23 protein-coding genes and 1 riboswitch are annotated in these 26,377 nt (G+C 61.1%); of the genes, 12 read left to right on the top strand and 11 right to left on the bottom strand.

Annotated elements, in window-relative coordinates:
* Nucleotides 1-20: 20 nt before the first annotated feature.
* The 7 genes from sufC (at nt 21) to ASD52_RS28865 (ending at nt 6,325) form a co-directional block, all read left to right on the top strand.
* The gene (sufC, locus tag ASD52_RS28895) at nt 21-776 is read left to right on the top strand and encodes a Fe-S cluster assembly ATPase SufC (protein WP_025427120.1); all 756 of its coding nucleotides are present in this window, start codon (nt 21-23) and stop codon (nt 774-776) included.
* Between the two features lie 22 nt (nt 777-798).
* On the top strand, nt 799-2,076 hold the full coding sequence (gene sufD / locus ASD52_RS28890; RefSeq protein WP_025427119.1) for a Fe-S cluster assembly protein SufD: 1,278 nt from the start codon (nt 799-801) through the stop codon (nt 2,074-2,076).
* Nucleotides 2,077-2,103: 27 nt separating this feature from the next.
* Nucleotides 2,104-3,345 (top strand): cysteine desulfurase, encoded by a 1,242-nt coding sequence (locus ASD52_RS28885; RefSeq protein WP_057208634.1) that lies wholly within the window; start codon nt 2,104-2,106, stop codon nt 3,343-3,345.
* 71 nt (nt 3,346-3,416) lie between these two features.
* Entirely contained in the window at nt 3,417-3,797 is a 381-nt protein-coding gene (locus ASD52_RS28880) for an SUF system Fe-S cluster assembly protein (protein WP_025427117.1), read from the top strand.
* Nucleotides 3,798-3,895: 98 nt separating this feature from the next.
* Nucleotides 3,896-4,288: a Fe-S cluster assembly scaffold SufA gene (gene sufA, locus ASD52_RS28875; protein WP_025427116.1), complete on the top strand. Its 393-nt coding sequence runs from the start codon at nt 3,896-3,898 to the stop codon at nt 4,286-4,288.
* 92 nt (nt 4,289-4,380) lie between these two features.
* Nucleotides 4,381-5,886: an ATP-binding protein gene (locus ASD52_RS28870; protein WP_158071672.1), complete on the top strand. Its 1,506-nt coding sequence runs from the start codon at nt 4,381-4,383 to the stop codon at nt 5,884-5,886.
* 10 nt (nt 5,887-5,896) lie between these two features.
* The gene (locus ASD52_RS28865) at nt 5,897-6,325 is read left to right on the top strand and encodes a response regulator (protein WP_025427114.1); all 429 of its coding nucleotides are present in this window, start codon (nt 5,897-5,899) and stop codon (nt 6,323-6,325) included.
* A gap of 46 nt (nt 6,326-6,371) precedes the next feature.
* Here the strand turns inward: ASD52_RS28865 and gcvP are convergent, their stop codons facing one another.
* Genes gcvP through gcvT form a run of 3 tightly spaced genes read right to left on the bottom strand, consistent with a single transcriptional unit; the run spans nt 6,372 to nt 10,754 of the window.
* Entirely contained in the window at nt 6,372-9,236 is a 2,865-nt protein-coding gene (gcvP, locus tag ASD52_RS28860; protein WP_025427113.1) for an aminomethyl-transferring glycine dehydrogenase, read from the bottom strand.
* On the bottom strand, nt 9,236-9,598 hold the full coding sequence (gcvH, locus tag ASD52_RS28855) for a glycine cleavage system protein GcvH (protein ID WP_025427112.1): 363 nt from the start codon (nt 9,596-9,598) through the stop codon (nt 9,236-9,238). The genes gcvP and gcvH overlap by 1 nt, the downstream gene beginning before the upstream one ends.
* A 16-nt stretch (nt 9,599-9,614) precedes the next feature.
* Complete coding sequence (gene gcvT, locus ASD52_RS28850; RefSeq protein WP_025427111.1) at nt 9,615-10,754, bottom strand: glycine cleavage system aminomethyltransferase GcvT; 1,140 nt, start codon at nt 10,752-10,754, stop codon at nt 9,615-9,617.
* 146 nt (nt 10,755-10,900) lie between these two features.
* Nucleotides 10,901-10,988, bottom strand: a riboswitch (glycine riboswitch).
* A 161-nt stretch (nt 10,989-11,149) separates the two neighbouring features.
* Here gcvT and ASD52_RS28845 point away from each other — a divergent pair.
* Together ASD52_RS28845 and ASD52_RS28840 are read left to right on the top strand one after the other, a co-directional pair.
* The gene (locus tag ASD52_RS28845) at nt 11,150-11,533 is read left to right on the top strand and encodes a hypothetical protein (RefSeq protein ID WP_057208627.1); all 384 of its coding nucleotides are present in this window, start codon (nt 11,150-11,152) and stop codon (nt 11,531-11,533) included.
* A 95-nt stretch (nt 11,534-11,628) separates the two neighbouring features.
* The gene (locus ASD52_RS28840; RefSeq protein WP_057214347.1) at nt 11,629-12,615 is read left to right on the top strand and encodes a DUF1775 domain-containing protein; all 987 of its coding nucleotides are present in this window, start codon (nt 11,629-11,631) and stop codon (nt 12,613-12,615) included.
* Between the two features lie 28 nt (nt 12,616-12,643).
* Here ASD52_RS28840 and ASD52_RS28835 read toward each other — a convergent pair whose 3' ends face one another.
* Nucleotides 12,644-13,000, bottom strand: a complete 357-nt coding sequence (locus tag ASD52_RS28835) for a hypothetical protein (protein WP_025427108.1) — start codon at nt 12,998-13,000, stop codon at nt 12,644-12,646.
* Nucleotides 13,001-13,432: 432 nt separating this feature from the next.
* Between ASD52_RS28835 and ASD52_RS28830 the strand changes: the two genes are divergently transcribed.
* Nucleotides 13,433-13,900 (top strand): nuclear transport factor 2 family protein, encoded by a 468-nt coding sequence (locus tag ASD52_RS28830; protein WP_025427107.1) that lies wholly within the window; start codon nt 13,433-13,435, stop codon nt 13,898-13,900.
* Here the strand turns inward: ASD52_RS28830 and ASD52_RS28825 are convergent.
* Both ASD52_RS28825 and ASD52_RS28820 read right to left on the bottom strand, forming a co-directional pair.
* Nucleotides 13,864-14,178, bottom strand: a complete 315-nt coding sequence (locus tag ASD52_RS28825) for a chaperone modulator CbpM (protein ID WP_057208621.1) — start codon at nt 14,176-14,178, stop codon at nt 13,864-13,866. The genes ASD52_RS28830 and ASD52_RS28825 overlap by 37 nt on opposite strands.
* Nucleotides 14,175-15,095: a J domain-containing protein gene (locus tag ASD52_RS28820; protein WP_057214350.1), complete on the bottom strand. Its 921-nt coding sequence runs from the start codon at nt 15,093-15,095 to the stop codon at nt 14,175-14,177. The genes ASD52_RS28825 and ASD52_RS28820 overlap by 4 nt, the downstream gene beginning before the upstream one ends.
* A gap of 253 nt (nt 15,096-15,348) precedes the next feature.
* Between ASD52_RS28820 and ASD52_RS28815 the strand changes: the two genes are divergently transcribed.
* The gene (locus ASD52_RS28815) at nt 15,349-15,591 is read left to right on the top strand and encodes a hypothetical protein (protein WP_025427105.1); all 243 of its coding nucleotides are present in this window, start codon (nt 15,349-15,351) and stop codon (nt 15,589-15,591) included.
* Between the two features lie 393 nt (nt 15,592-15,984).
* Nucleotides 15,985-16,113 carry a hypothetical protein gene (locus tag ASD52_RS40665; protein ID WP_255569869.1) on the top strand — a complete coding sequence of 43 codons (129 nt, stop codon included), beginning with the start codon at nt 15,985-15,987 and terminating at the stop codon, nt 16,111-16,113.
* 225 nt (nt 16,114-16,338) lie between these two features.
* Here ASD52_RS40665 and ASD52_RS28810 read toward each other — a convergent pair whose 3' ends face one another.
* The 5 genes from ASD52_RS28810 to uvrA form a co-directional block, all read right to left on the bottom strand.
* A complete protein-coding gene (locus ASD52_RS28810) occupies nt 16,339-16,773 on the bottom strand; it encodes a GNAT family N-acetyltransferase (RefSeq protein WP_025427104.1) in 435 nt (144 codons plus the stop codon).
* 716 nt (nt 16,774-17,489) lie between these two features.
* The gene (locus tag ASD52_RS28805) at nt 17,490-21,293 is read right to left on the bottom strand and encodes a vitamin B12-dependent ribonucleotide reductase (RefSeq protein ID WP_057208619.1); all 3,804 of its coding nucleotides are present in this window, start codon (nt 21,291-21,293) and stop codon (nt 17,490-17,492) included.
* A gap of 684 nt (nt 21,294-21,977) precedes the next feature.
* Nucleotides 21,978-22,781, bottom strand: a complete 804-nt coding sequence (locus ASD52_RS28800; RefSeq protein ID WP_025427102.1) for a DUF72 domain-containing protein — start codon at nt 22,779-22,781, stop codon at nt 21,978-21,980.
* 35 nt (nt 22,782-22,816) lie between these two features.
* Nucleotides 22,817-23,290, bottom strand: coding sequence for a GNAT family N-acetyltransferase (locus tag ASD52_RS28795; protein WP_057208748.1), 474 nt, complete (start codon nt 23,288-23,290; stop codon nt 22,817-22,819).
* Between the two features lie 44 nt (nt 23,291-23,334).
* Nucleotides 23,335-26,256, bottom strand: a complete 2,922-nt coding sequence (gene uvrA / locus ASD52_RS28790) for an excinuclease ABC subunit UvrA (protein WP_025427100.1) — start codon at nt 26,254-26,256, stop codon at nt 23,335-23,337.
* Nucleotides 26,257-26,377 lie beyond the last annotated feature (121 nt).

Raw genomic sequence — 26,377 nt, 5'->3', positions numbered from 1 at the left:
TTTCCCAAGAGGACGATATAATGCTTGAAATCAAGAACCTGCACGCCCGCATCGCCGAAGACGGCACTGAAATCATCCGTGGCCTGAACCTGACGGTGAAGGCCGGCGAAGTCGCCGCCATCATGGGGCCGAACGGCTCCGGCAAGTCGACGCTGTCCTACATCCTGTCGGGCCGCGAAGACTACGAAGTGACCGAAGGCGAGATCCTTTACAACGGCGAGAACATCCTTGAGCTGGAGGCTTCCGAGCGCGCCGCCAAGGGCATCTTCCTTGCCTTCCAGTACCCGGTCGAAATCCCGGGTGTTGCCACCATGCAGTTCCTGAAGGTGGCGATGAACGAGCAGCGCAAGTATCGCGGCGAAGACGAGCTGACGACACCGGAATTCATGCGCCGTGTCAAGGAAGCCGCTGCCGAGCTCAAGATCGCTCCGGAAATGCTGCGTCGCCCGCTCAACGTCGGCTTCTCCGGCGGTGAGAAGAAGCGCGCCGAGATCCTGCAGATGGCGTTGCTCGAGCCGAAGCTGTGCGTGCTTGATGAAACCGACTCCGGCCTCGACATCGATGCGCTGAAGATCGTCGCCGACGGCGTCAACGCACTGCGTTCGCCCGACCGCGCCGTCATCGTCATCACCCACTACCAGCGCCTGCTCGACTACATCGTTCCGGACACGGTGCACGTGCTCTACAAGGGCCAGGTCATCAAGTCGGGCGACAAGGCGCTTGCACACGAACTCGAAGCCAACGGCTACGCTGATATCATCGAGGCTGCAGCCTAGGGCCTGTTGAAGGAGTGTTCGAATGAATATGCAACAGGCAATCAAGATGACGGCAGCCGAAACGGCGCTCGTCGATGCCTATACCGCGCAGATCGGCGATCTACCCGGCGACGGCTCGGTGCTGTCGGTTCGTGACACCTTGGTGCACGAACTGCGGACATCAGGCCTGCCGACGCGCCGCGTCGAGTCCTGGCACTATACCGATCTTCGCACGCTGCTGCGTGCGGTACCTGCCGCCGACCCGACGGCTTTTGCTGATCGCGTCGAGGCGCTTGTCGCCGGCTCGACAGTACTTGCGGTGCGCAACGGCCATGCCGACCTCAAGGGCAATGCGCCCGAGGGCGTGACGATGCGCTCCTACACCGACAGCCTGCTCGACGGGTCGGCTGCTGCCGGCCTTGCGGTGCTCGGCTCGGACGACGCAATCGGCCGCATCAACGGCGGCCTCGTGCGCGGTGGTATCGAGCTTGCGATCGCAGACGGAACCGAGCTGGAAGACCCGCTTGAAATTCAGTTGGTGCAGAGCATCGGCCAGTCGCACACGCGCTTCCCGGTTTCCTTCGGTGCGAACACCAAGGCGACTGTGATCGAACGTCACCTGTCAACCGATGCCGGCGAGAGCCTGGTCTCAACGGTCAGCGACGTTGCGGTTGGCGAGGGTGCCGACATCATCTGGATCATCCTGCAGCAGCAGGGAGCCGCAGACACCCATCTCGGGCAGATGCGCTTCGATCTCGCCAAGGACGCCAAGCTGTATCTTTTCGTCATCAATGCCGGCGGCAAGCTGGTGCGACAGGAGATCCACGGCAAGACGAGCGGCGAAGGCGCTGATTTCAAGCTACGCGGCATCAACCTGCTCGGCGGCGAAAGCCACACGGACGTCACCTTCACGCTTGGCCATAACGTGCCGCACACCACATCGACGGAAATCATCCGCAACGTGGTCTTCGATCGCGCCAAAGGCGTCTTCCAGGGCAAGATCCTGGTTGCCAAGGACGCGCAGAAGACTGACGCGCGGATGGCGTGCAACACGCTGCTTCTTTCGGACGATGCCGACCTTTCGTCCAAGCCCGAGTTGGAGATCTTTGCGGACGACGTGCAGTGCGGTCACGGCGCGACGGTTACTGACATCGACCACACGCAGCTCTTCTATCTGCTTGCGCGCGGTATTCCGGAAAACAAGGCGCGGGCGATGCTCGTCAACGCCTTCGTCGCCGAAATCGTCGAGGAACTCGACGACGAGCCGCTGGTCGAGGCGCTGGAAGGCGTAATCTCGGCCTGGCTCGTGAAGCATGCCTGACAGGCGCGACTGATTGGATTGAAAGACATGGAACACACTGTGCCGGTGCCAGCCTATGACGTCGAAGCGATCCGCAAGGATTTTCCGATCCTGTCCCGGACTGTCTATGGCAAACCGCTTGTCTATCTCGACAACGGCGCATCGGCGCAGAAGCCGCAGTCAGTCATCGACGCGGTGAGCCATGCCTACGCCAACGAATACGCCAACGTGCATCGGGGCCTGCATTTCCTCTCGAATGCCGCCACCGAGGCCTATGAAGCGTCGCGCGAGAAAGTGCGCCGCTTCCTGAACGCGCCATCGGCCGACAACATCATCTTCACAAAATCCTCCACCGAGGCGATCAATACAGTCGCCTATGGCTACGGTATGCCGAAGCTTAGCGAGGGCGACGAGATCGTGCTGTCGATCATGGAGCACCACTCTAACATCGTGCCTTGGCATTTCATCCGCGAACGCCAGGGCGCCAAGCTGGTCTGGGCGCCGATCGACGACGATGGCGTGTTCCACATCGAAGATTTCGTCAAGTGCCTGACGGAGCGCACCAAGCTCATCGCCATTACCCACATGTCGAATGCTCTGGGCACCGTTGTACCGGTCAAGGAGATCTGCCGGATTGCCCGCGAGCGCGGCATTCCGGTGCTGGTCGACGGCAGCCAGGGCGCAGTCCACATGCCTGTCGACGTGCAGGACATCGACTGCGACTGGTACGTGATGACCGGCCACAAGCTCTACGGTCCCTCGGGGATCGGCGTGCTTTACGGCAAGATGGACCGCCTGAAGGAAATGCGCCCGTTCATGGGTGGCGGTGAAATGATCGAGGAAGTGACCGAAGACCGCGTCACCTACAACGATCCGCCGCATCGTTTCGAAGCCGGAACGCCGCCGATCGTCCAGGCGATCGGGCTTGGCTACGCGCTCGACTACATGGAAAAGATCGGCCGGGCGGCGATCACCAGGCACGAAGCCGACCTGACCGCCTATGCGCGCGAGCGCCTGTCGAGGATCAACTCGCTGAAAGTGTTCGGCAATGCGCCTGATAAGGGCAGCATCTTTTCCTTCGAGATCGCAGGCGTTCACGCCCATGACATCTCGACGGTGATCGACCGCGCCGGCGTCGCAGTTCGCGCGGGCACCCATTGTGCGCAGCCGCTCTTGAAACGCTTCGGCGTCACCTCCACATGCCGCGCATCCTTCGGCCTCTACAATACGCGGGCTGAAGTGGACGCATTGGCTGACGCGCTTGAGTACGCGCGCAAGTTCTTCGCCTGATCGGGTTTGGAAAATGGTTCAGAGTTTCAACTCAAGCATCTGAACTGAAAGAGAAAGTCTAGGAGGCCGACATGAGCCTGGATGCAACGGAAGACAAGATCGACGTGCGCGAGGGCATCGTGCATTCGGAAATCCCGTCCGAAGAACTGGCACGTCTGAGCGACGATATCATCAGCGCGCTGAAGACCGTCTACGACCCGGAAATCCCCGCCGACATCTTCGAGCTCGGCCTGATCTACAAGATCGACATCGAAGATGACCGCATGGTCAAGATCGACATGACGTTGACCGCGCCGGGCTGCCCCGTCGCCGGCGAGATGCCCGGCTGGGTCGAAAATGCGGTGGGCGCCGTCGAAGGCGTGTCGGGAGTCGAGGTCTCTATGACCTTCGATCCGCCGTGGACGCCTGACCGCATGTCGGAAGAGGCACAGGTGGCCATCGGTTGGTACTGACCGCAAGGCGCCATATTGATCCGTTAAGCTGCGGACACTACATTTGATTCTGGAAGGCGCCGGGCCTTTACCCCGGTGACGACAAGGAGAAAAGGCCGATGGGCTTTGCCGTGATGAGCTTGACCGATGCAGCCGCCGGGCGCGTCAAGTCGATCGTTGAAAATGCAGGTGGCGATGCCCTGGGCATCCGCGTCGGCATCAAGAAGGGCGGCTGTGCCGGCATGGAGTATGCCGTGGATCTCGTCACCGAGCCCAATCCAAAGGACGATCTGATCGAGCACGCTGGTGCCAAGGTCTGGGTTGCGCCGGAGGCGGTGCTTTACCTGCTCGGCACCCAGATGGATTTCGAGGTGACGACGCTTCGCTCCGGCTTCACCTTCCACAACCCCAACCAGACGTCAGCTTGCGGATGCGGCGAATCGGTCGAGCTGAAGCCGGCCGATCTGGCAGCGCTTGCGGAGCGCGGCGACGCCGTGGTGCGCGCGAACTGATACGCTCCTTGTGTTTCGAGAGATGGCAGGCCCGGGTTTTCGCCGGGCCTTTTTTCTGCTGATATGCGGTCGCGTAACTGGGGGAGATGGGCGTGACGGCGTTCGACGAGGAACTTGTCTTCAATGCGCTCTATGAGACCTTTCCGGATCCGGTGATCATCCTCGACGCTGAGCGCATCATTCGCTCCGCCAACCCAGCTGCACTCACGCAATTCGGCTATGCGGCCGACGCGTTCATCGGCCAACCGGCGCGCCTTATCTATGCTGACGACGACGAATACTTGAGGCGGCTGCGCAATCGCGCGGCAAGGGTCGACGAGACGATCGCGCGCACCTCGACCTACAGCTATATCCGGCGCGACGGCTCGACATTCTCGGGCCATCTGCGCACCACGCCGCTGATCGATGCCGCCGGACGGGAACTGGCCCTGATCGGCATCATCCGCGACGTCTCAGATCTCGCCAAGGCCGTGCTTGAGAGACAGCGGGCGTCCGACATGCTCGACGCAGCATTCGACGTTATGCCGGAAGGTTTCGCAATCTTCGATGCCGAGGAAAGGTTGCTGGTCTACAATCGCGCCTATGTGACGATCTGCGGCCCAGCCGGCCCCTTGCTTCACCCTGGCATGACCGCCGAAGAGATCCTTCTGCTTGCGCAGAAGGAGGGGCACTATCCCGAAGCCTTGCCCGGTAACCCGGATTGGCCCGCCTGGGTGGCGCATCGGCTGCAGGACTTTCGTCAACCGGACAACAGGGCGAAGATCTACCGCTACGCCGGCGACCGCTGGCTGAGGGTTGAAAATATCAAGACCAAGGACGGAAACACCGTCGTCCTGCGCGTCGATGTGACCGAACTGAAGCGCGCGGAACTGACGCTCGAGCGCCAGCGACAGGAGCTCGAGCACAAGAACGAGGCCCTCGATCAGTTCACGGCAACGGTCTCCCATGACCTGAAGGCACCCTTGCGGCACATTTCGATGTTCTCCGAGATGATCGAGGATGAATTGGCCGCCGGCAATCAGGATGAGGTTTCGGCCAGCGCCCGCCATCTGCGCGACAGCGCAAGGCGGATGAACCGGGTGATCGACAGCCTGCTCGATTATTCGCAGATTGCCTATCAGATCAGCACATGGTCCGATGTCGACCTCGGCGACATCGTCGCCGATACTCTGGGCGTTCTCGGCGGTCACGCGCGCGAGGCGAATGTGGCCTTCGAGATCGGTCCGCTGCCGAAGGTCCAGGGCGATCCGGAACTGTTGCGCCGGCTGGTGCAAAACCTTGTTGGCAATGCCATCAAGTATCGACATCCGGATCGCGGGCCTATCGTGCGCGTCAACGGCCGCGCCGTCGGCCAGCAGGTGGAGCTTGCGGTCGAGGACAATGGCATCGGCATCGACCCGCGATTCGCCACGCGCATCTTCGAAGTGTTCCAGCGCTTGCACCACGACGAAAGCACCTATGGCGGCACGGGCATCGGCCTTGCGCTTGCCAAGCGGATCGCCGAAAGCCACAACGGATCGATCCATCTTGACACGAGCTTCACCGAAGGCGCACGATTTGTGGTGACGCTTCCCAAGCGCATGCGGAAGACCAAGTAAGGCGACAAGATTGGCCAAGTCACCGAAGCGATTGCTTGTGGTGGAGGACAACGTGCACGACGCGCGTTTCGTCACGCGTGCCCTTTCACAGACCGACGACACGCTCGACATCGTCCATGTCACCCACGCCGACGAGGCCGTGGCGCGCCTCGGGCACGAGCACTTCGACTATGTGCTTCTGGATATCAAGATGCCCGGTGTCGACGGGATGGAACTCTTGGAGCGCATTCGCAGCAATGAGGGCACATCGGTGGTGCCGGTCATCGTGCTGACGTCGTCCACCAATCCGAGCGACGTTTTCCGGTCCTACAAGGCCGGTGCAAACGCCTATGCGGCCAAGCCGTCGTCGCTTTCGGGCTACAGGCAATTCGCCGAGGCCTTCGTCCGCTTCTGGATAGAAAACACCCTGCCGCCGCGCGGCGTCGTGCTTGATCAGTAGGGTAAGATCGGGGCGCACCATCGGGCGCGCCCCGCTTGTCATCGGTTTATTCCGCTGCTTCCGCGTAGCTTTCCAGCGGCGGGCAGGTGCAGACCAGGTTTCGGTCACCGAAGACGTTGTCGACCCGGTTGACCGGCGACCAGTACTTGTCGACCCGGAAAGCGCCTGGCGGGTAGCAGGCCTGTTCGCGCGAGTAGGGACGATCCCAATCGCCGACCAGGTCTTCGACCGTGTGCGGAGCGTTCTTCAGCGGGTTGTTGACCTTGTCCATCCGGCCTTCCTCGATGGCGCGGGCTTCCTCGCGGATTGCCAGCATTGCCTCGCAGAAGCGGTCGATCTCAGCCTTGGTCTCCGATTCCGTCGGCTCGATCATCAGCGTGCCGGCAACCGGCCAGCTCATGGTCGGAGCGTGGAAACCGCAGTCGATCAGGCGCTTGGCCACGTCGTCGACGGTCACGCCGGCGCTTTCGACCAGCGGGCGGGTGTCGATGATGCACTCATGCGCGACACGACCCTTGGACGACTTGTAGAGCACTTCGTAGGCGCCCTTCAGCCGAGCAGCGATGTAGTTGGCGCTGAGGATCGCCACCTTCGTCGCCTGGGTCAGGCCTTCTCCGCCCATCATCAGGCAGTAGCTCCAGGAGATCGGCAGGATCGAGGCCGAGCCGAAAGGAGCAGCCGAAACCGCACCGTCATTGCCATCCGTTTCCGGGTGACCCGGCAGGTAGGGTGCCAGATGCGCCTTGACGCCGATCGGGCCCATGCCAGGACCGCCGCCGCCATGCGGGATGCAGAAGGTCTTGTGCAGGTTCAGGTGGCTGACGTCGGAGCCGATGTCGCCGGGGCGGGCAAGGCCGACCATGGCGTTCATGTTTGCACCGTCCATGTAGACCTGGCCGCCGTGCTTGTGCACGATCTCGCAGACCTCACGGACGTTCTCTTCGAACACGCCGTGCGTCGAGGGATAGGTGATCATGCAGCACGAGAGGTTTTCCGCGTACTGCTCGGCTTTTGCACGGAAATCATCCATATCGATGTCGCCGTTGTCGCTCACCTTGATGACGACGACCTTCATGCCGGCCATCTGGGCGGACGCCGGGTTCGTGCCGTGCGCCGAAGTCGGGATCAGGCAGACGTCGCGATGGTCGTTGCCCTGTGCCAGGTGGTATGCGCGGATCGTCAACAGACCGGCATATTCGCCCTGTGCGCCGGAGTTCGGCTGCATGGAAATCGCGTCATAGCCAGTGACGGCGCAGAGCTTATCCGACAGGTCTTCGATCATGTGCTGGTAGCCGGCCGCCTGATCCTTCGGAACGAAAGGATGGATTTCGGCGAATTCGGGCCAGGTGATCGGCAGCATTTCCGCCGTAGCGTTGAGCTTCATCGTGCAGGAACCGAGCGGAATCATCGCCCGGTCGAGCGCCAGGTCGCGGTCCGAAAGACGGCGGATGTAACGCGTCATTTCGCTTTCGGCGCGGTTCATGTGGAAGATCGGATGCGTCAGGTATTCGCTGGTGCGCAGCAGCGGCTGCGGCAGGCGATAGCCCGGCTCGAACTCTTCTACCTTGAAGTCACCACCAAAGGCGCGCCAGACGGCTTCGAGCGTGACGGGGCGCGAGCGCTCGTCGAGGCTGATGCCGATCTTGGTTTCGCCGATCTTACGCAAGTTCACTTCCTCGGCGACGGCAGTCTTGAGGATGATGCCCTGCAGCTTGCCGACATCGACGGTGATCGTGTCGAAAAACACGTCCGGTTCGACAGTGTAGCCAAGCTTTTCGAGGCCCATGGCGAGGCGAACGGTCTTCTGGTGAACGCTCTGAGCGATCGCCTTGATGCCCTTCGGTCCATGGAAAACAGCGTACATCGAGGCCATGACGGCCAGCAGCACCTGCGCGGTGCAGATGTTCGACGTCGCCTTTTCGCGGCGGATATGCTGTTCGCGGGTCTGCAGCGAAAGGCGATAGGCGCGGTTGCCGCGTGCATCGACCGAGACGCCGACGAGACGGCCGGGCATCGAGCGCTTGTGCGCGTCCTTGACGGCCATGTAGGCAGCGTGCGGACCACCGTAGCCGACCGGAACGCCAAAGCGCTGGGTGCAGCCGATGGCGATATCGGCACCCATTTCGCCGGGCGACTTCAAGAGGGCAAGCGCCAGCGGGTCGGCCGCGACCGTCGCGATCGCGCCGGCCTGGTGCAGGCGGGCGATCAGGCCGGTAAAGTCATGCACGTGGCCGTAGGTGCCCGGATACTGGAAGATGGCGCCGAAGACGTCGACCGGATCGAGATCGGTGAACGGATTGCCGATGACGATCTGCCAGCCGAGCGGCTCGGCACGGGTCTTCAACAGAGCAATCGTCTGCGGGTGGCAGCTCTCGTCGACGAAGAAGGCCTTCGCCTTGGACTTCGACACACGTTCGGCCATCGCCATGGCTTCGGCGGCAGCCGTCGCTTCGTCAAGCAGCGAAGCGTTGGCAACGTCGAGGCCGGTCAGGTCGCAGACCATCGTCTGGTAGTTGAGCAGCGCCTCGAGACGACCCTGGCTGATTTCCGGCTGATAGGGCGTATAGGCCGTGTACCAGGCCGGATTTTCCAGGATGTTGCGCTGGATGACCGGCGGCGTGATCGTGCCGTAATAGCCCTGGCCGATCAGCGACACGAGCTTCTGGTTGCGGTTGGCCGTTTCGCGCATCTTGTCGAGCGCTTCACGCTCGGTCATCGGCGCGCCCCAGGCCAAAGGCGTCTTCTGACGGATCGACGGCGGCACGGTGTCATCGATGAGCGCGTCGAGCGACGGATAACCGACGACCTTCAGCATCTCATCCATTTCCGCCGGCGACGGGCCGATATGACGCCGGTTGGCAAAGTCATACGGCTTGTAGTCGGTAAAGGTGAAGTCCTTGGGCATGCTCATCAGGCGACGAGCTCCTTGTAGGCCGCTTCGTCGAGAAGGGCGTCGGCTGCGTTCGGATCGGCGAGTTTCAGCTTGAAGAACCAGGCAGCGCCCTGCGGATCGCTGTTGACCAGCGACGGGTCGTCGACGATCGCCTGGTTGACTTCGACGATTTCGCCATCAAGTGGACAATAGACGTCGGATGCCGCCTTGACGGATTCAACCGTTGCCGCCGTGTCGCCCTTGGCAAAGGTGGAGCCAGTTTCCGGCAGTTCCACAAAAACGAGGTCGCCGAGCTGGCCGGCCGCGTGTTCGGTGATGCCGACCGTTGCTACGCCAGCTTCGACCTTCAGCCACTCGTGTTCGTCGGTGAACTTCAACATTTGCGCTCTCTCCTGATCAGCGTTTGTAGGTTTGTTTGACAAAGGGCAGGGCGGCGACGACGACCGGCAGATATTTGCCGCGCACCTCCGCATAAACCGTCGTGCCGTTGTCGGTATGGGTGGCGTCGACATAGCCCATGGCAATCGGGCCATCGACGGTGGGGCCGAAGCCGCCCGAAGTCACCTTGCCGACGAGCGTCTTGCCCTCGGTGTCGGCAAAAAGATTGGCACCACCGCGCACGGGCGCGCGGCCCTCTGGCTTCAGGCCGACGCGACGGCGCTTGGCGCCGTCTGCGAACTGGCCAAGAATCCGGTCCGCACCGGGAAAGCCGCCCTCGCGGGCACCGCCGGCGCGCCGCGCCTTCTGCATCGCCCACTCGATCGCGCCCTCGACCGGTGTGGTCGAAGTATCGATATCGTTGCCATAGAGACAAAGTCCGGCTTCGAGACGCAGCGAATCGCGCGCGCCAAGGCCAATCGGCTTGACATCAGGGTGTTCGAGCAACCGCTGCGTGACGTCGGCGGCCGATACCGAGGGAATGGAAATCTCGAAACCGTCTTCGCCGGTATAGCCGGACCGGGAGATGATGCAGGCTACATCGTGCAGGTCGGCTTCGGCGACATCCATGAAGCGCATGGCCGAAACATCGGCCCACAATTCGCCAAGAACTGCTTCTGCGTGGGGGCCCTGCAGCGCGATCAACGCACGGTCGTCGAGCATCGTGACTTCACAGGTGTCGGCGAGGCCCTTCTTCAGGTGCTCGAAATCGGCATCCTTGCAAGCGGCGTTGACCACCAGGAAGAGGTGGTCGCCGCGGTTGGCGATCATCAGGTCGTCGAGAATGCCGCCTTCGGCATTGGTGAAGATCGCATAGCGCTGCCGGCCTTCACCAAGGCCGAGCACATCGACGGGCACCAGCTTTTCCAGCGCCAGCGCTGCGTCCTCAATCTTGCCGGACTTTGGCCGAACGATGACCTGGCCCATGTGAGAAACGTCGAACAGACCTGCCGCGGTGCGCGTATGCAGGTGCTCCTTCATCACGCCGTCAGGGTACTGGACCGGCATGTCGTAGCCGGCAAAGGGCACCATGCGGGCACCCAGCGACAGATGCAACGCATGCAGCGGCGTATGTTTCAAATGGGAAATCTCTTCCAACTCCGGCCTCCAGGTCTGGCGCGCACGCGCGCCGGCTCACACTTCCGGCGTCAAACGCCGTCAAATTCGAGCCCCCTCTGTCCCTTTGCCTGAGATTGTTATCCCTTCGGCGAGCGCAAAAAAACGCTTCTCTCCAGAGTCCTACCGGCACCTTGCTGGTCCTTTGGCCTGAGAGTTTCCGGGGCGGTTGCTCCTTCGGCACCGGAACGAACCGGTTTCTCCCAACAAGATCGCCTCCAAATAACGGCGAACCTGTGAACTTGGCAAGGGGGCGGTGTCGCGGTCAAACACATTTTTGTCGCAGCACTTCCCATCGCCGGACTGGGGGTGCGTCAATTCTGTCTTTGCATTCTCCTCCGCTTGAGGATAACTCAGGATCGATACCGGGGACGACAATGACTAGGTGTAAGGGACATTTGCGGATCGCTGTGCGCATCGTCGCCGCTTTCGCGCTTGTTTTCCTGTCCTTCGCCCACAAGCCGGCGATGGCAAAAAGCCTGACGCCTGCAGAGATCGCAGCCTATCAGCTACCCGATGGCACCATCGCCGATATCTGCTTCGGCATGGATGGCATCGACAACGGCAAATCGCCATCGATGGCGCCGGTCTGCGAGGCCTGCCGGCTTGCGGTGGCTGCCCTGCTGCCGACGCCGCCGCAACATAGCGAACGCGCCGAGACCGGCAACTGGCTTGCCGATTTGCACCGCGCGCAAGACGAAATTACCGTCCGGCATCTGCGCCTTCTGCCGCCGCCGCGCGGACCTCCCCACCAGTCGTAACGCTTCCCCACGCATTCAATTTCAATGCGCCGCGATGGCGGCATCGACCACGACAGAACCGGGCTCTGACCGGCACGTGGTCAGGAGTGTACGACATGAACAAGACCGCACTGACTATATTTTCCCTCGGCCTGGCGCTTTCAACCGCTGGCGTCGCCCACGCCCATGCGACGTTCGAAACCGACAGCGCGCAATCCGAAAAGAGCTTCAAGGCGGTGCTGCAGGTTCCGCACGGTTGCGATGGCAAGGCAACGACCGAGGTGCAGATGAAGCTGCCGGAAGGCTTCGTCTTCGCCAAGCCGCAGCCGAAACCGGGTTGGGAGCTGGAGATCATCAAGGGCGACTACCAGAAGACCTATGACAATCACGGCGAGAAGGTCTCTTCCGGCCCAATCGAGATCCGCTGGAAGGGCGGCAATCTGCCCGAAGAGTTCTACGATACCTTCGTCGTCAAAGGTAAGATCTCGGGCTTCGACAAGGAAACCGTGCTTGCCTTCCCGACGGTTCAGCTGTGCGGCACGGACGGCAAGGTGGTGTGGGACGAGGTAGCAGCCGAGGGGCAGAGCGCCCATGACCTGAAGAGCCCGGCGCCCACGGTGACGGTGACGCTTGCCGCCGGTGGCGACGAGCATGCCGGACACGGCGGGCAGATGGCCACGGACGGCCCGGTCAAGCTGGGCGACCTTGAAATCTTTGGCGGCGCGGCCAAGGCGATGCTGCCGGGCGCCAAGGTTGGCGGCGGCTTCCTGACGATCAAGAACGGCGGCGGCGCCGACGATCGCCTGGTCGCAGTCGAGAGCCCGGTCGCGGGTCGCGTCGAGATCCACGAAATGGCGATGCAAAACGACGTGATGAAGATGCGCAAGCTCGATGACGGCGTTGCCATCCCGGCCGGCGAGACCGTCGAGCTCAAGTCCGGCGGCCTGCATCTGATGTTCATGCAGGTGTCGAAGCCGTTTGCCGAGGGTGAAACCGTGCCGGTTACGCTGGTCTTCGAGAAGGCTGGCAAGGTCGATGCCACGCTTGCCGTGGGAACGGCGGCCGGCGGCGCTGCGGCAACCGGCGGGCACAAGCACCACTGAAGGACCTGATGAGACGAAGGGCTTTGCCTCAGGCGGCGCCGTTCTCATCCTCTTGGCCGGCGGGATCTTCCTGCCGGCTTTCGTTTTCGCGCCATTCTGGCATGTCCCCGTCGTCGCGCATGTATTCGAGATATCGGCGTAGCGTTTCCGCCTCGCTCTGCTGCGGCAGGCGGCCATCGGCGCTCATCAGCATCAACGACAGGGGCAGGGCGCCCTTCATCTTGGGAATAGATGCCTGGGTGATCGTCGGCTCGCTGGAACGGCGGGTCGAAAGCAAGGTGATCGCCTCATCGGCCGGGCCATCGCCGGACACGCGCGCCTTCGGCTTGACGGCTTCCGCCGCATAAGCCGCTGTGGTCGCGGATACCGTGACGACCTGTACCACCTTGTTCCCCTGCCTTCCTTGCTATTAATCCTTTCCTTTTTGCGCTGTTTCGCTTGAAGCTGGGTGAAAATTGGCGGTCGCCTTTTAGTCGAATCCTAACGATTGCTTCTAAGGGCGGTGCGGATCGGTTTTCGAAGAGTCTATGTCGGGATGCGCCCATGCGATCCATCCCTCGGGCATGAAGGCCGGACACTTCGGGCATCCCCGACGGGGGAACGCACAGGTTGAAGACCACCCTGATTGCTCTCTTTGCCTCGACGCTTGGGTCAGTCGCCCGGGCGACGGCAGGCGTTGCCACCACAGGCCAGCAAAGACGAACGCCAGGCTGAGGTTGTACTGCAGCCTTCGCATATACTTGCGACATGCCTTAAATACGCGCACACTCACCCCGGATACAAAAGGCGTGCCCAGATTTCACAAGGGAGCAATTTGATGCCAGATCGCACCGCGCTCGAGCAAACCGTGCACTCGCTCTATGCAGCGCGCGATGCCAACGACCTTGAGGCCATGCTGGCCTGTCTGCATCCAACCTTCAGCTTCCGTATCGTCGGTAGCGGCCGTCTTGGGGCCATGACCCAGAAGGTCAGCAATCCGGAAGCAGTGCGCTCCGCTTTTCGCGGCCTGGTCGACGCCTGGGATTTGAGCCAGATGAAGACGGTTCAGCTCGACGTCGACGGTAACACGGTTTACGCCCATCGGGTTGGGCCCATCCGCTTCGTTCCTTCCGACACATGGTTCGATACGGAAATCCTGGACAGGTTCAGCTTCAGCGACGACCGGATGGCTGACCTGACGGAATTCGTCGACACCTTGCTTGTTGCCGAAACCGTCGGTCTTGTCGCGATGCCGGCGATCGCGGTGGATTATTCGTCGTCCACACGAGACAGTATCAGCCTCTGAATATCCGGATCCTGGCTGCGGATTGCCGTCATCAACGCACTCAACCGGCCGCGTAGGCCGTGAATCTGATCGAGCAGTTGCATGGCGACGTCGACGCCGTCGTCGTTGACGCCCATGGGGCCAGTCAGGTCCTGGATCAGGCGGGCGCGGGCAAGATCATCGTCTTCGAATATCCAACCTCTGTCGGCATGGCGCGGCACAAGCCAGCGCTGCTCGACCCAGACCCGTAGCACCGTGACCTCGATTTCGAGGTGTTCGCAAAACTCGCTGTCGTTCATGCGTTGCCTCCCAGGTTCTTGCGTGGATCCTCCGCCTTTCCGGCTGCCCAGCCCTCGACGAAGGCGGCGAGCGCCGGATCGGCCTGCGGCGCAAGCGTGATCTTCAGCGTCACATAGGCATCGCCGTGGCCACCGCCCGGCTTGCGCATGCCCTTACCCTTCAACCGCAAGACCTTGCCGGTGTTGGAGTTCGGCGGGATCGTGACGTTGACGGCGCCATCCATGGTCGGAACGCGCATCTTGCCGCCAAGCACGGCTTCGCTCAGCGAAATCGGGATCTCATAGCGCACATCCTCACCATCCACCTGGAACAGCGGATGCGGCCGCACACGGATGTCGATCAGCGCGTCACCGGCAGCCGCGCCGTTGGAGCCGGGCTCTCCCTTGCCGCGCAGGCGCAACGTCTGGCCGTCGCGTGTGCCCGGCGGAATCGTCAGATCAAGGGCCGGCCCGCCCCCCGGCAGGCTGATCTGCTTCTTGGCACCATTGACCGCCTCGAGCAGACTGATCTCCATCGAGAAATGTGCATCGCGCCCGCGCATCGATTGTTGGCCCCGACCACGACGAGAAAAGAAGTTGGAGAAAATATCGTCCGAATCGCCGAAATCCGAAAAGCCGTGAGCGCTTTCGTAGCGACCGGCGGTGTCGTTGGCGCCGGCATAATCGCGGTAGAAGTTCCGAGGCGCCGTTTCCGCGCCGGTTTCGTCGATCTCGCCGCGATCGTATTTGCCGCGCTTCTCCTCGTCGCTTAAGAGCGCATAAGCGGCCGAAACTGACTTGAAGCGATCCTCGGCTCCCTTGTCCCCGGGGTTGAGATCGGGATGTAGTTTCTTGGCAAGCTTGCGGTAGGCGCTCTGAATATCTTTCTGCTTGGCGTCCCGGCTGACGCCCAGGGTTTCGTATGGACTGCTCGGCATGGGTCTCCCTCAAACTGAAGCGATCGGCAGTGGATCGGGCTGTGCGGTACAGCTCACATATCCCAATCCAATCGGGTGATCGGTCGCTTGACTACAAGCATAGGGCACCCGTGCGGAAACGACAGGGAGAAAACGAACCGCGGCCGGTTTGTGCTCTCATTTCGCGAGTAGGCCGTTTCTGCTACAATCGGGATTTCGGAACCATTCGAAAAAGGCAGCGTTCCCATTGGGTGGTTTTTCAACGGAGGCCGACATGTCCGTGCGCCTGCAACTTGCCATCATGGTTGGACTGATGATCAACGCCGTGCTCTTCGGCATCGGTGCGGTGATCGTGCTTTCCATCCCGGTGCTCGCCGACAACGCCAAGTATTCTCTGCCAGTCGTGGTCGTCACATGTTTCATCCTCACGCCTTTCATCGCCTGGCTGATGGCTCCACGCCTCAGGCTGCGTTACTGGCGGGAGCGCGAGCAGCCGGGCAAACACCTGTCGACGTGAACCTTCGCCTCGGCTTTTCCCAGGGGCAGGCGGCTGAGTTCTACTGCATGTTTCCTTAAATCCTATTCGTTTTAAGGATAAAAACCTGCAGCAATTCAAAGTGCTACAGCGACCTTTGCGCGTCTAAGACGCGCGGCGCTGTAGAAGCTGAAAGAAGCGTGCTGCTGTTTGCCCCGCTCACCCTTGTGAGTGCAAAAGCGCCAACGATTTGCCGCGCCCAATATGCGCGCAGACGTTGAACACATCACAGGCAAGCACAAATTAGCTTTAAACAATCAATGCCCTTGATAGATGCCCGGTTGAGTATCATAGAATTGGCGGGTCAAATCGTCATGCGTCGCTTCGGCGTAGCGCACGGCCGAAGATCAAACGACGCTGAAGGAGCAAATGCCTATGAAAACTGCGATGTTGCTACTCGTTCTCTCCACCTTGGCGGCCTGTGCGCAAACCACGGGCGGCGGTGGTGTGAATTATGTCAGCGGCGACGGCGACTATTACCAGGGCATCGTTACACCGAAATAATCCGGTGAAGGCAGCCTGAAATCCCATGGAAGTGGGCTTTTCACCAAAAAGGCTTCGGTTGCACGGTTGCGCTCTCCCACGCACCGATCAACCGAAGCAACACTCGCACCAAGAACGGCAGAACTCTTGTCGACGCGCCACAACTCTGCGGCGCTCTCCGTAACTGATCCATCCCGCATTGATCATACGCAGCGAAGCTGCATGCCACCTGTCTTTGGCTGTCGGCTAATTCTCAAACCGCTTCTTCAGGAAGTAACGCGCTATTGCGCCCGGCGCGCCCTCCAGCTGGCCGAAAACCACAAAACCCAGCTTTTCGTAAAAAGGCCGCGCCTGGAATTCGAACGTATCGAGCCATAGGCCGATGTAGCCGCGATCCCGCGCGATCTTCTCCGCCTCGGCGATCAGTCGCTGTCCCAGACCTTGGCCGCGAAGGTTTTCCGGTATGGCGAGATAGCGGATGAAAGCCCAGCCATAGCCATCGGTCGCATAGAGCCCGCCGATTGCCGCCTTCGTTTCGGGATCCCGAATGAAGACGGCAAAACCGGGCTGATCGACCATGCCGCTATGCGCATCGTTATAGGCGTCAAGCGTCGTGACGATCGCACGCAGATCATCCTTGCTCGGATCTTCGAGGGTGATGTCGATGATGGGGGCTGTCATTTGGAACGAGCCAGATAAGCGGGGCGAATGGGTAAAGACTGCGGATGCACAATTGCGACGGTCGGCGGTGCCTCTCTAGCCGCAACAGATACATAATCTGTGCTGGCTGCCAAGTGTTTCATCCCGACGGCTCTGGCGCCTTACACGGTTGCGATACGCCTTCTCGTAGGACGATCGGCGATTTGGTGCTGAGCCACTCATCGTAACTGAGATGGCGCGTCTCGTAGCCGGGTTTGGCGACACACCACCGCCAAGAGAACACGTCGTAGCCATGCACGACCAGCGCCTCAACACGCCATTCACCTTCTTATGAAAGCGTGCGATTCCTGATGCGTCCGTCTCCGTCACCTCGGCAAGTCCGCGGCGATTATGAGGATGAACAATTGTCCAAAGATGCACCTTCGCGCCCGCAATCGGGACCTCGCTGGTGTCGTGGACGGAGACACGAGCTGCCGGCTTCAGTTGCTTGCAAATCGGGTAGGCGCAGCTAGCCGGCAAGACAAGCGGCAGCAGTAGCAATAGACGGAATGCACTCATTACACCTGCCTCTCCTGTCAGAGAGAAACCAAATCCGTAACGTTTCAAATGCGGGAAGCAAGGTCAGGCAGAAATCCGGAGCCTGCCCCAACACAAAAGGCGCTCTAAGGAGCGCCTTTTGTTTCTTCAATGTCTCACTGCACGCATCTTACACCACGTGGCTTCAGTGTCGTAGCTGATCAGCTGCAGCCGCTGGTGGCGCCGCAGGTGTCGCACTTCTCGCAGGTGCCGTTGCGCACCATTGTGAAGTTCTGGCACTCGGAGCACATGTTGCCGGTGTAACCCTGCATGATCGAGCGGGCGCGGCGTTCGGCTTCGAGCTTCTTGGCGTCCGACTTGGCCGATGCCGCTTCTGCGGCCGCCTTGTCGGAGAACAGAGCCGTCACTTCCGTTACCGTCTCGACTGTTTCCTCGGGGATCTCTTCGGCAAGTTCGGCGGCGCGCTCTTCGTAGTCGCGCTTGAAGGCAACGATTTCAGAAGTTGCGATCGACGTTGTCTGTTCGATCTTGCGGACGGTGTTGCCGGCAATCGAGGTTACCGTTGCACTGGAGGAGGCGCGGGCAGGGGCTGCTGTCGCCGAACCCTTCGGCTCACTGGTGCGATCAGCCGTGCCGCCGACGATGGTCGGCTTGTAGCCGCGGGTCCAGCCGGTGGAGATCAGGTTCGTCTTGCCTTCCTGGATACCCTTGCCGAGCGCCGTGTTGCTGAAGTCGGACGTGTCGACATGGGCCAGATCGTGACGGCCGAGGTAGGACACGGCCAGTTCGCGGAAGACGTAGTCTAGGATCGACGTCGCGTTCTTGATCGCGTCGTTGCCCTGCACCATGCCGGCCGGCTCGAACTTGGTGAAGGTGAAGGCCTCCACATATTCTTCGAGCGGCACGCCATATTGTAGGCCGAGCGAGATGGCGATGGCGAAGTTGTTCATCATCGCCCGGAAGGCAGCGCCTTCCTTGTGCATGTCGATGAAGATCTCGCCGATGCGGCCATCGCCGAATTCGCCGGTGCGCAGGTAGACCTTGTGACCGCCGACGACAGCCTTCTGGGTGTAACCCTGGCGGCGGTTCGGCAGCTTTTCGCGGGCGCGGATCACCTTCTCGATGACGCGCTCGACGATCTTCTCCGTGATGGTCACGGCCTGGGCAGCGGCCGGCGCCTGGATCAGATCCTCCAGCGCATCCTCGTCATTCTCGTCTTCGATCAGCGAGGCATTGAGCGGCTGCGACAGCTTGGAACCATCGCGATAGAGCGCATTGGCCTTCAGCGCCAGCTTCCACGACAGCATGTAGGCGTTCTTGCAATCCTCGACGGTCGCCTCGTTCGGCATGTTGATCGTCTTGGAGATGGCGCCCGAGATGAACGGCTGGGCGGCAGCCATCATGCGGATGTGGCTTTCGACCGAGAGGTAACGCTTGCCGATCTTGCCGCAGGGGTTGGCGCAATCGAAGACAGGCAGGTGTTCGTTCTTGAGGAACGGCGCACCTTCGAGCGTCATCGCACCGCAGACGTGGATGTTGGCCGCTTCTATGTCCTTCTTCGAGAAGCCCATGTGCTCCAGGAGGTTGAAGTCCATCTGGGCGAGCTGCTCGTCGGTAACCTTCAGCGCACCCTTGAGGAAGTCCGCACCGAGCGTCCACTGGTTGAAGACGAACTTGATATCGAAGGCCGACTTCAGGGCAGCGTTGACGGCCTCGACCTTCTCATCGGTGAAGCCCTTGGCCTTCAGCGTCGAGGGGTTGATGGCAGGCGCCTGGTTGAGGTTGCCATGGCCGACGGCATAGGCCTCCATCTCGGCAAGCTGGCTCTCGGAGTAACCGAGCGAACGCAGAGCCTCGGGAACGGCGCGGTTGATGATCTTGAAGTAGCCGCCACCGGCGAGCTTCTTGAACTTCACCAGCGCGAAATCGGGCTCGATTCCAGTCGTGTCGCAGTCCATGACAAGACCGATCGTGCCGGTCGGCGCGATGACGGTTGCCTGGGCATTGCGGTAGCCGTGCTTCTCGCCGAGTTCCAGCGCCTTGTCCCAGGCGCTCATGGCGTGAATGACGAGGTCCTGGTCGGGGTTTTCGCCATGGATCAGCGCAACCGGGTTGACCGAGAGGCCTTCATAGCCCGTCGTCTCGCCGTAAGCGGCGCGGCGGTGGTTGCGGATGACGCGCAGCATGTTGTCGCGGTTCGGCGCGAAGCCCGGGAACGGACCGAGCTTGGCCGCCATTTCCGCCGACGTGGCGTAGGAAACGCCGGTCATGATCGCCGTCAACGCACCGGCAATGGCGCGGCCCTCGGTCGAGTCATAGGGAATGCCCGACGACATCAGAAGGCCGCCGATATTGGCATAGCCAAGGCCGAGCGTGCGGTATTCGTAGGACAGTTCGGCAATCTCGCGGGACGGGAACTGCGCCATCATCACCGAAACTTCGAGAACGACGGTCCACAGACGCACGGCGTGCTCGTAATCGGCGATGTTGATGCGCTTCGTCGCCGCGTCCTTGAACATCATCAGGTTCAGCGAGGCGAGGTTGCAGGCGGTGTCGTCGAGGAACATGTATTCCGAGCACGGGTTCGACGCGCGGATCGGACCGGCGGCGGGGCTGGTGTGCCAGTCGTTCATCGTCGTGTTGAAGTGCAGGCCCGGATCGGCCGACGCCCATGCGGCGTAGGAAATCGACTCCCAGAGGTCGCGTGCCTTCAGCGTCTTCATCACCCGGCCGTCCTTGCGGGCGGTCAGGTGCCAGTCGCCATCAGCTTCGACGGCGCGCAGGAAGTCGTCCTTGATCGAGACGGAGTTGTTCGAGTTCTGGCCCGAAACCGTGAGATAGGCTTCCGAATCCCAGTCGGTGTCGTAGGTCTTGAACTCAAGGTCCTTGTAACCCTGCTTGGCGAACTGGATGACGCGCTGGACGTAGTTTTCAGGCACCAGCGACTGCTTGGCAGCGCGGATCTCGCGCTTGAGCGCCGGGTTCTGCTTCGGGTCGTAGCAGGCGTCGTCCGTGCCGTCGCAGTTGACGCAGGCCTTCATGATCGCCTTCAGATGCTTGGCGACGACCTTCGAGCCGGTGACGAGCGCTGCAACCTTCTGCTCTTCCTTGACCTTCCAGTTGATGTATTCCTCGATATCCGGGTGATCGATATCGACAACGACCATCTTGGCGGCGCGACGGGTGGTGCCGCCCGACTTGATGGCGCCGGCTGCGCGGTCGCCGATCTTCAGGAAGGACATCAGGCCCGAGGACTTGCCGCCGCCCGAGAGCTTTTCGCCTTCGCTGCGCAGATGCGAGAAGTTGGAGCCGGTGCCGGAGCCATACTTGAACAGGCGCGCTTCACGCACCCACAGGTCCATGATGCCGCCCTCGTTGACGAGGTCGTCGGCAACCGACTGGATGAAGCAGGCGTGCGGCTGCGGGTGTTCGTAAGCCGACTTGGACTTGGTCAGCTTGCCGGTAAAGGGATCGACATAGAAGTGGCCCTGGCCGGGGCCGTCGATGCCATAGGCCCAATGCAGGCCGGTGTTGAACCATTGCGGGGAGTTCGGCGCAACGCGCTGGGTGGCGAGCATATAAGCAAGTTCGTCACGGAAGGCGGAGGCGTCTTCTTCGCTGGCGAAATAGCCGCCCTTCCAGCCCCAGTAGGCCCAGGTACCGGCCAGGCGATCGAAAACCTGACGGGCATCGGTTTCGGAACCGTACTGTTCGTCCTTCGGCAGCGCCTTCAGCGCATCCGTGTCGGGAACCGAGCGCCAGAGGAAGGAGGGGACATCATTCTCCTCGACGCGCTTCAGCTTCGCCGGCACGCCGGCCTTGCGGAAATACTTCTGGGCAAGGATATCGGCGGCAACCTGGCTGAACTGGGCCGGCACGTCGATATCGGCCAGACGGAACACGATCGAGCCGTCGGGATTCTTGATTTCACTCGTAGCCTTGCGGAATTCGATCTCCGCATAGGCGGATTGCCCAGCCTTGGTGAAACGACGTTCGATCAGCATTATCCCGTGTCCTTCGTGTTGCGAGCGCCCGCCACAGGCGCAAGTGTCCCCGCCCGACCGCGGAGGCATTCCGCAGCCAGTCTCAGCTTCCATCCATGAAGGGAAACCCAGATCTGGGTGACCCTGTATCTTGTGAGATAGGCTGCCTGCAAACACTAAATATAGTATCAACAGCTTCTTTATGCCAGCCAAAAGTTGCTCAAGCGGGCCCGAAAAAGCGCACAGGATTCCTCACTGCGGCTCAAGCGGGGAACCCGCGTTTGCCGCATGTCAGAACCGACGATTTCGTGAAATGAACCGGGCTCAAAACAATCCGGTCCGCCGCCGTCGCAACGTGAAATCCATTAACCGTGAATCGTCCCAAGGCGTCAAGGGGTGGTTTGTGACGGAAGTTTGAGCGCTAGATGTTGTGTGGATCGGCTGTGGAAAACGGGGACAGCGGCCAATGCCTTGTAAATCAGGCACTTCGGCAGGTTGCCTGTGACACTGCCGCAGCGGCAGGCGAAAAATCAAATTTTTGAAGGGTAAAAAAGCACATAAATAGCATCCCCAGGGGCAACCGCGATTGCACAACCAACGCCGATGTGAGGGGCACTACAAATTGATTCGTTTTCAGGTTTTGGGGGTGAGCAATTAGGGTCGCGTGGAGAGGCGCGGGAAGGTCCCCCGCGCCTGAACTTGACATCAATCAACGCGCTTTTGCAGCTCACGCGCGCCATTCGGCGCGTTCACCTTGCCCTCGGTGATGAAGAAGGCAAAGACATCGCGCGGCTCCTTCTTTGCCTTGCGATCGGGCGCGTTCTTGGCGAGATCACCCGGCTCCCCGCCGGCGGCAAAGGTTTTCGCGCGATCCGCCCAGAGATCAAGCTTGTCGGCGGCATAGCAGGTCTTGATATCGTCGCTGCCCTTCTGCAGGCGCAGATAGACGAAATCGGCAGTGACATCGGCGATCATCGGATAGTCCGCATGTTCTGCCAGAACGATGGCCACCTTGTATTTTTCCAGCAGGTCGACGAACTCGGGCGCCTGGAACGTTGGATTGCGCACTTCGACGACGTGGCGCAGCGGCAGACCGTCCTGCTTTTCCGGCAAAAGTTTGAGGAAGCCTTCGAAATCTTCCGGCTCGAACTTCTTCGTCGGCGCGAACTGCCACAGGATCGGCCCGAGATGGGGTCCTAATTCTGTCAGCCCCTGCGTCAGGAATTTCTGCATGGATTCACCAGCTTCGGCCAGAACCTTGCGATTGGTGACGAAGCGGCTGGCCTTCAGCGAGAAGATGAAATCATCAGGGACTTCGGCTGCCCACCTGGCGAAAGTTTCCGGCTTCTGCGATGAATAATAGGTGCCGTTGACCTCGATCGCTCGCAACTCCTTGCCGGCAAATTCGAGCTGGCGCTTCTTCGACAGGCTGTCGGGATAAAACGTGCCCTCCCAAGGCTCGAAGGTCCAACCGCCGATACCAACGCGGATCTTTCCGGATTTCGTCATCCCATCCTCCTCATGGCGGCGAATTCAAGCCGCAACTAGTTTCGTTCGGACGCCATCTGCCCCGCGGGCTTGGCCATATCCACCAGCGTCCACCCTGGCCGATAGGGGTTCGGGCGGCGACCCGTTTCTTGAAAACCATAGGCACGATAAAGCGCGATGTTTCGCTCCATCCGCGCATTGGTATAGAGCCGCACGTCTGCCACGCCGCATTCCTCCGCCTGTGCATCAACAAACCGCAACAGCTCGCTCCCTAGCCCCTGACGCTGGAAGGAGGGCGCAACGGCAATGCTGAAGATCAAAAGATGATCCGCATGCCGTTCGAAAACGGCAATCGCAGAAACCGCATCGCCATCGTCACGGATCCAGACCTCTTCGCGGGCGATGCGAGGCACGTAATCTTCGGTAACCGGCAAAGGCAGTCCACCGAGCAGGTCGGTATAAGGCGCGTAGGCGGCAACGGTGATATCCCGCACGGCGGGCAGGTCATCTAGCGTCGCCGGCCGCATCATCGCGAAGCCGGCGACGGTGTCGCTCCGCCTATTGCCCGAGACGCTCACTCGGCCGCCTCAACCTTTTTCATCGGACGACGCTCCAAAAGCTCCTTCAGGAACTGGCCGGTATAGGAACGCGGCTCCTTGACGACATCCTCCGGCGTGCCCTTGGCGATGACTTCGCCGCCGCCGTCGCCACCTTCGGGACCGAAGTCGATGACCCAATCGGCCGTCTTGATCACCTCGAGATTGTGCTCGATGACCACGACCGAATTGCCCTGGTTGACGAGTTCATGCAGAACTTCAAGAAGCTTTGCCACATCGTGGAAATGCAAGCCGGTTGTCGGTTCGTCGAGAATATAGAGCGTGCGTCCGGTGGAGCGCTTCGACAGTTCCTTGGCGAGCTTGACGCGCTGGGCTTCGCCGCCCGAGAGCGTGTTTGCCTGCTGACCGACCTTGATATAGCCAAGCCCCACCTGGTTCAGCGTCACCAGCTTGTCGCGCACTGCGGGAACGGCAGCAAAGAACTCCACGCCTTCCTCGACGGTCATGTCGAGCACATCGGCGATCGACTTGCCCTTGAAATGCACGTCCAGCGTTTCGCGGTTGTAGCGCTTGCCGTGGCAGACGTCGCAGGTGACGTAGACATCCGGCAGGAAGTGCATCTCGATCTTGATGACGCCGTCGCCCTGGCAGGCTTCGCAGCGCCCACCCTTGACGTTGAACGAGAAGCGACCGGGCTGGTAACCGCGGGCCTTGGCTTCCGGCAAACCGGCAAACCAGTCGCGGATCGGGGTGAAGGCACCGGTGTAGGTCGCCGGGTTTGAGCGCGGCGTGCGGCCAATCGGCGACTGGTCGATGTCGATCACCTTGTCGATGTGCTCGAAGCCGTCGATGCGATCGTGTTCGGCCGGGTTTTCGCGCGCGCCCATGATACGGCGGGCGGCGGCCTTGTAGAGCGTCTCGATCAGGAAGGTGGACTTGCCGCCACCGGACACGCCCGTAACCGCGGTGAAAATGCCGAGCGGAATGGACGCCGTGACGTTCTTCAGGTTGTTGGCGCGTGCACCGACGACGGTGATTTCCTTTTTCTTTTTCGCCTTGCGGCGTTCGCTCGGGACGGCAACCGACAGTTCACCGGAGAGATACTTGCCGGTCAGCGACTTCGGATTGGACATCACGTCGGCAGGCGAACCCTGGGCGATGACCTCGCCGCCATGGATGCCGGCGGCCGGGCCGATGTCGACGACATAGTCGGCCGTCAGGATAGCGTCCTCGTCATGCTCGACGACGATGACCGTGTTGCCGATGTCGCGCAAATGGCGCAGCGTCTCGAGCAGGCGGGCGTTGTCGCGCTGGTGCAGGCCGATCGACGGTTCGTCGAGCACGTAGAGCACGCCCGTCAGACCAGAGCCGATCTGCGATGCCAAGCGAATACGCTGGCTTTCACCACCCGACAGCGTGCCGGAGTTGCGCGACAGGCTGAGATATTCGAGACCGACATCGTTGAGGAACCGCAGGCGGTCGCGGATCTCCTTGAGGATGCGAACGGCGATCTCGTTCTGCTTGGTGTTGAGATGTCCCGGCAATGCCTCGAACCAGTCCCGTGCGATGCGGATCGACATCTCGGTGACCTGGCCGATATGCAGCGTGTCGATCTTGACGGCGAGCGCCTCCGGCTTCAGGCGGAAGCCAGCGCAGGCCGGGCAGGGGGCAGCCGACATATAGCGCTCGATCTCCTCGCGCGCCCAGGCGCTGTCGGTTTCCTTCCAGCGGCGCTCGAGGTTGGGCACGATGCCTTCGAAATTCTTGGTGGTGTTGTAGGAGCGAGCGCCGTCTTCATAATGAAAGACGATCTTCTCTTCGGTGCCGTGCAGGATGGCTTTCTGCGCGTCGACGGACAGTTCGCTCCAGCGATTGCCGAGCTTGAATCCGAAAACCTTGCCGAGCGCTTCCAGCGTCTGGTTGTAATAGGGCGACGACGATTTGGCCCAAGGCGCGATCGCGCCATCACGCAGCGTCCTGTTATGCTCTGGTACGATCAGCGCCTCGTCGATCTTCTGCTGGCTGCCGAGGCCATCGCAGGTCGGGCAGGCACCGAAGGGATTGTTGAATGAGAACAGGCGCGGCTCGATCTCGGAAATCGTAAAGCCGGAGACCGGGCAGGCGAACTTTTCCGAAAACAGCACGCGCTCATGGGTTTCGTTGAGCGACTTGTTGGCCGAGCCACCGGCCGCGGTTTCTTCCGGCGGCAGCGGCTTGTCGGCGAATTCGGCAACGGCGAGACCGTCGGCCAGCGTCAGGCATGTTTCCAAGCTGTCAGCAAGCCGCGAGGCGAGATCGGGCCGCACGACGACACGGTCGACGACGACGTCGATGTCATGCTTGTACTTCTTGTCGAGGGCAGGAACCTCGGCGATCTCGTAGAAGGTGCCGTCGACCTTAACGCGCTGAAAGCCCTTCTTCATCAGTTCGGCGAGTTCCTTCTTGTACTCGCCCTTACGGCCGCGCACGAGCGGCGCAAGAATATAAAGACGCGTGCCTTCGCCGAAGGCGAGCACACGGTCGACCATCTGGCTGACTGTCTGGCTTTCGATCGGCAGGCCGGTCGCCGGCGAATAGGGCACACCGACGCGCGCAAACAGCAGGCGCATGTAGTCGTAGATCTCGGTCACGGTGCCGACCGTCGAGCGCGGGTTGCGCGAGGTCGTCTTCTGCTCGATCGAGATTGCCGGCGACAGGCCGTCGATCTGGTCGACATCCGGCTTCTGCATCATCTCGAGGAACTGGCGCGCATAGGCAGACAGGCTCTCAACGTAGCGACGCTGGCCTTCGGCATAGATCGTATCGAAGGCGAGCGACGACTTGCCGGAGCCGGAAAGCCCTGTCATCACGATCAGCTTGTTGCGCGGCAGATCGAGATCGATGCCCTTGAGATTGTGCTCGCGCGCGCCACGAATGGAGATGGTCTTGAGTTCGCTCATCGGAAGCCAGCTTTTGCATGTCGGTTGAAAGCCCCCTATGTAATGACGCTAACGCCCATGTCGAGGCGCAATCGGCAAAACTGGTGGCCATTTCGATTCGGTTGACAGGATCATAGGGAAA

The organism is Ensifer sp. Root142 (assembly GCF_001426785.1).
GTDB lineage: Bacteria > Pseudomonadota > Alphaproteobacteria > Rhizobiales > Rhizobiaceae > Ensifer > Ensifer canadensis.
The sequence above is the reverse complement of the archived record's forward strand: the minus strand, read 5'-3'. Positions and strand labels throughout refer to the sequence as shown.

What these genes read in the sequence shown, in the direction of transcription:
- ASD52_RS28880 (WP_025427117.1), top strand. Translation starts at nt 3,417, where the DNA reads ATGAGCCTGGATGCAACGGAAGACAAGATCGACGTGCGCGAGGGCATC.
- gcvP (WP_025427113.1), bottom strand. Translation starts at nt 9,236, where the DNA reads ATGAGCATGCCCAAGGACTTCACCTTTACCGACTACAAGCCGTATGAC.
- ASD52_RS28840 (WP_057214347.1), top strand. Translation starts at nt 11,629, where the DNA reads ATGAACAAGACCGCACTGACTATATTTTCCCTCGGCCTGGCGCTTTCA.
- sufC (WP_025427120.1), top strand. Translation starts at nt 21, where the DNA reads ATGCTTGAAATCAAGAACCTGCACGCCCGCATCGCCGAAGACGGCACT.
- sufA (WP_025427116.1), top strand. Translation starts at nt 3,896, where the DNA reads ATGGGCTTTGCCGTGATGAGCTTGACCGATGCAGCCGCCGGGCGCGTC.
- ASD52_RS28820 (WP_057214350.1), bottom strand. Translation starts at nt 15,095, where the DNA reads ATGCCGAGCAGTCCATACGAAACCCTGGGCGTCAGCCGGGACGCCAAG.
- ASD52_RS28805 (WP_057208619.1), bottom strand. Translation starts at nt 21,293, where the DNA reads ATGCTGATCGAACGTCGTTTCACCAAGGCTGGGCAATCCGCCTATGCG.
- ASD52_RS28845 (WP_057208627.1), top strand. Translation starts at nt 11,150, where the DNA reads ATGACTAGGTGTAAGGGACATTTGCGGATCGCTGTGCGCATCGTCGCC.
- ASD52_RS28810 (WP_025427104.1), bottom strand. Translation starts at nt 16,773, where the DNA reads ATGACAGCCCCCATCATCGACATCACCCTCGAAGATCCGAGCAAGGAT.
- ASD52_RS28800 (WP_025427102.1), bottom strand. Translation starts at nt 22,781, where the DNA reads ATGACGAAATCCGGAAAGATCCGCGTTGGTATCGGCGGTTGGACCTTC.
- ASD52_RS28885 (WP_057208634.1), top strand. Translation starts at nt 2,104, where the DNA reads ATGGAACACACTGTGCCGGTGCCAGCCTATGACGTCGAAGCGATCCGC.
- ASD52_RS28795 (WP_057208748.1), bottom strand. Translation starts at nt 23,290, where the DNA reads ATGATGCGGCCGGCGACGCTAGATGACCTGCCCGCCGTGCGGGATATC.
- gcvH (WP_025427112.1), bottom strand. Translation starts at nt 9,598, where the DNA reads ATGTTGAAGTTCACCGACGAACACGAGTGGCTGAAGGTCGAAGCTGGC.
- uvrA (WP_025427100.1), bottom strand. Translation starts at nt 26,256, where the DNA reads ATGAGCGAACTCAAGACCATCTCCATTCGTGGCGCGCGCGAGCACAAT.
- ASD52_RS28830 (WP_025427107.1), top strand. Translation starts at nt 13,433, where the DNA reads ATGCCAGATCGCACCGCGCTCGAGCAAACCGTGCACTCGCTCTATGCA.
- sufD (WP_025427119.1), top strand. Translation starts at nt 799, where the DNA reads ATGAATATGCAACAGGCAATCAAGATGACGGCAGCCGAAACGGCGCTC.
- ASD52_RS28815 (WP_025427105.1), top strand. Translation starts at nt 15,349, where the DNA reads ATGTCCGTGCGCCTGCAACTTGCCATCATGGTTGGACTGATGATCAAC.
- ASD52_RS40665 (WP_255569869.1), top strand. Translation starts at nt 15,985, where the DNA reads ATGAAAACTGCGATGTTGCTACTCGTTCTCTCCACCTTGGCGGCCTGT.
- ASD52_RS28825 (WP_057208621.1), bottom strand. Translation starts at nt 14,178, where the DNA reads ATGAACGACAGCGAGTTTTGCGAACACCTCGAAATCGAGGTCACGGTG.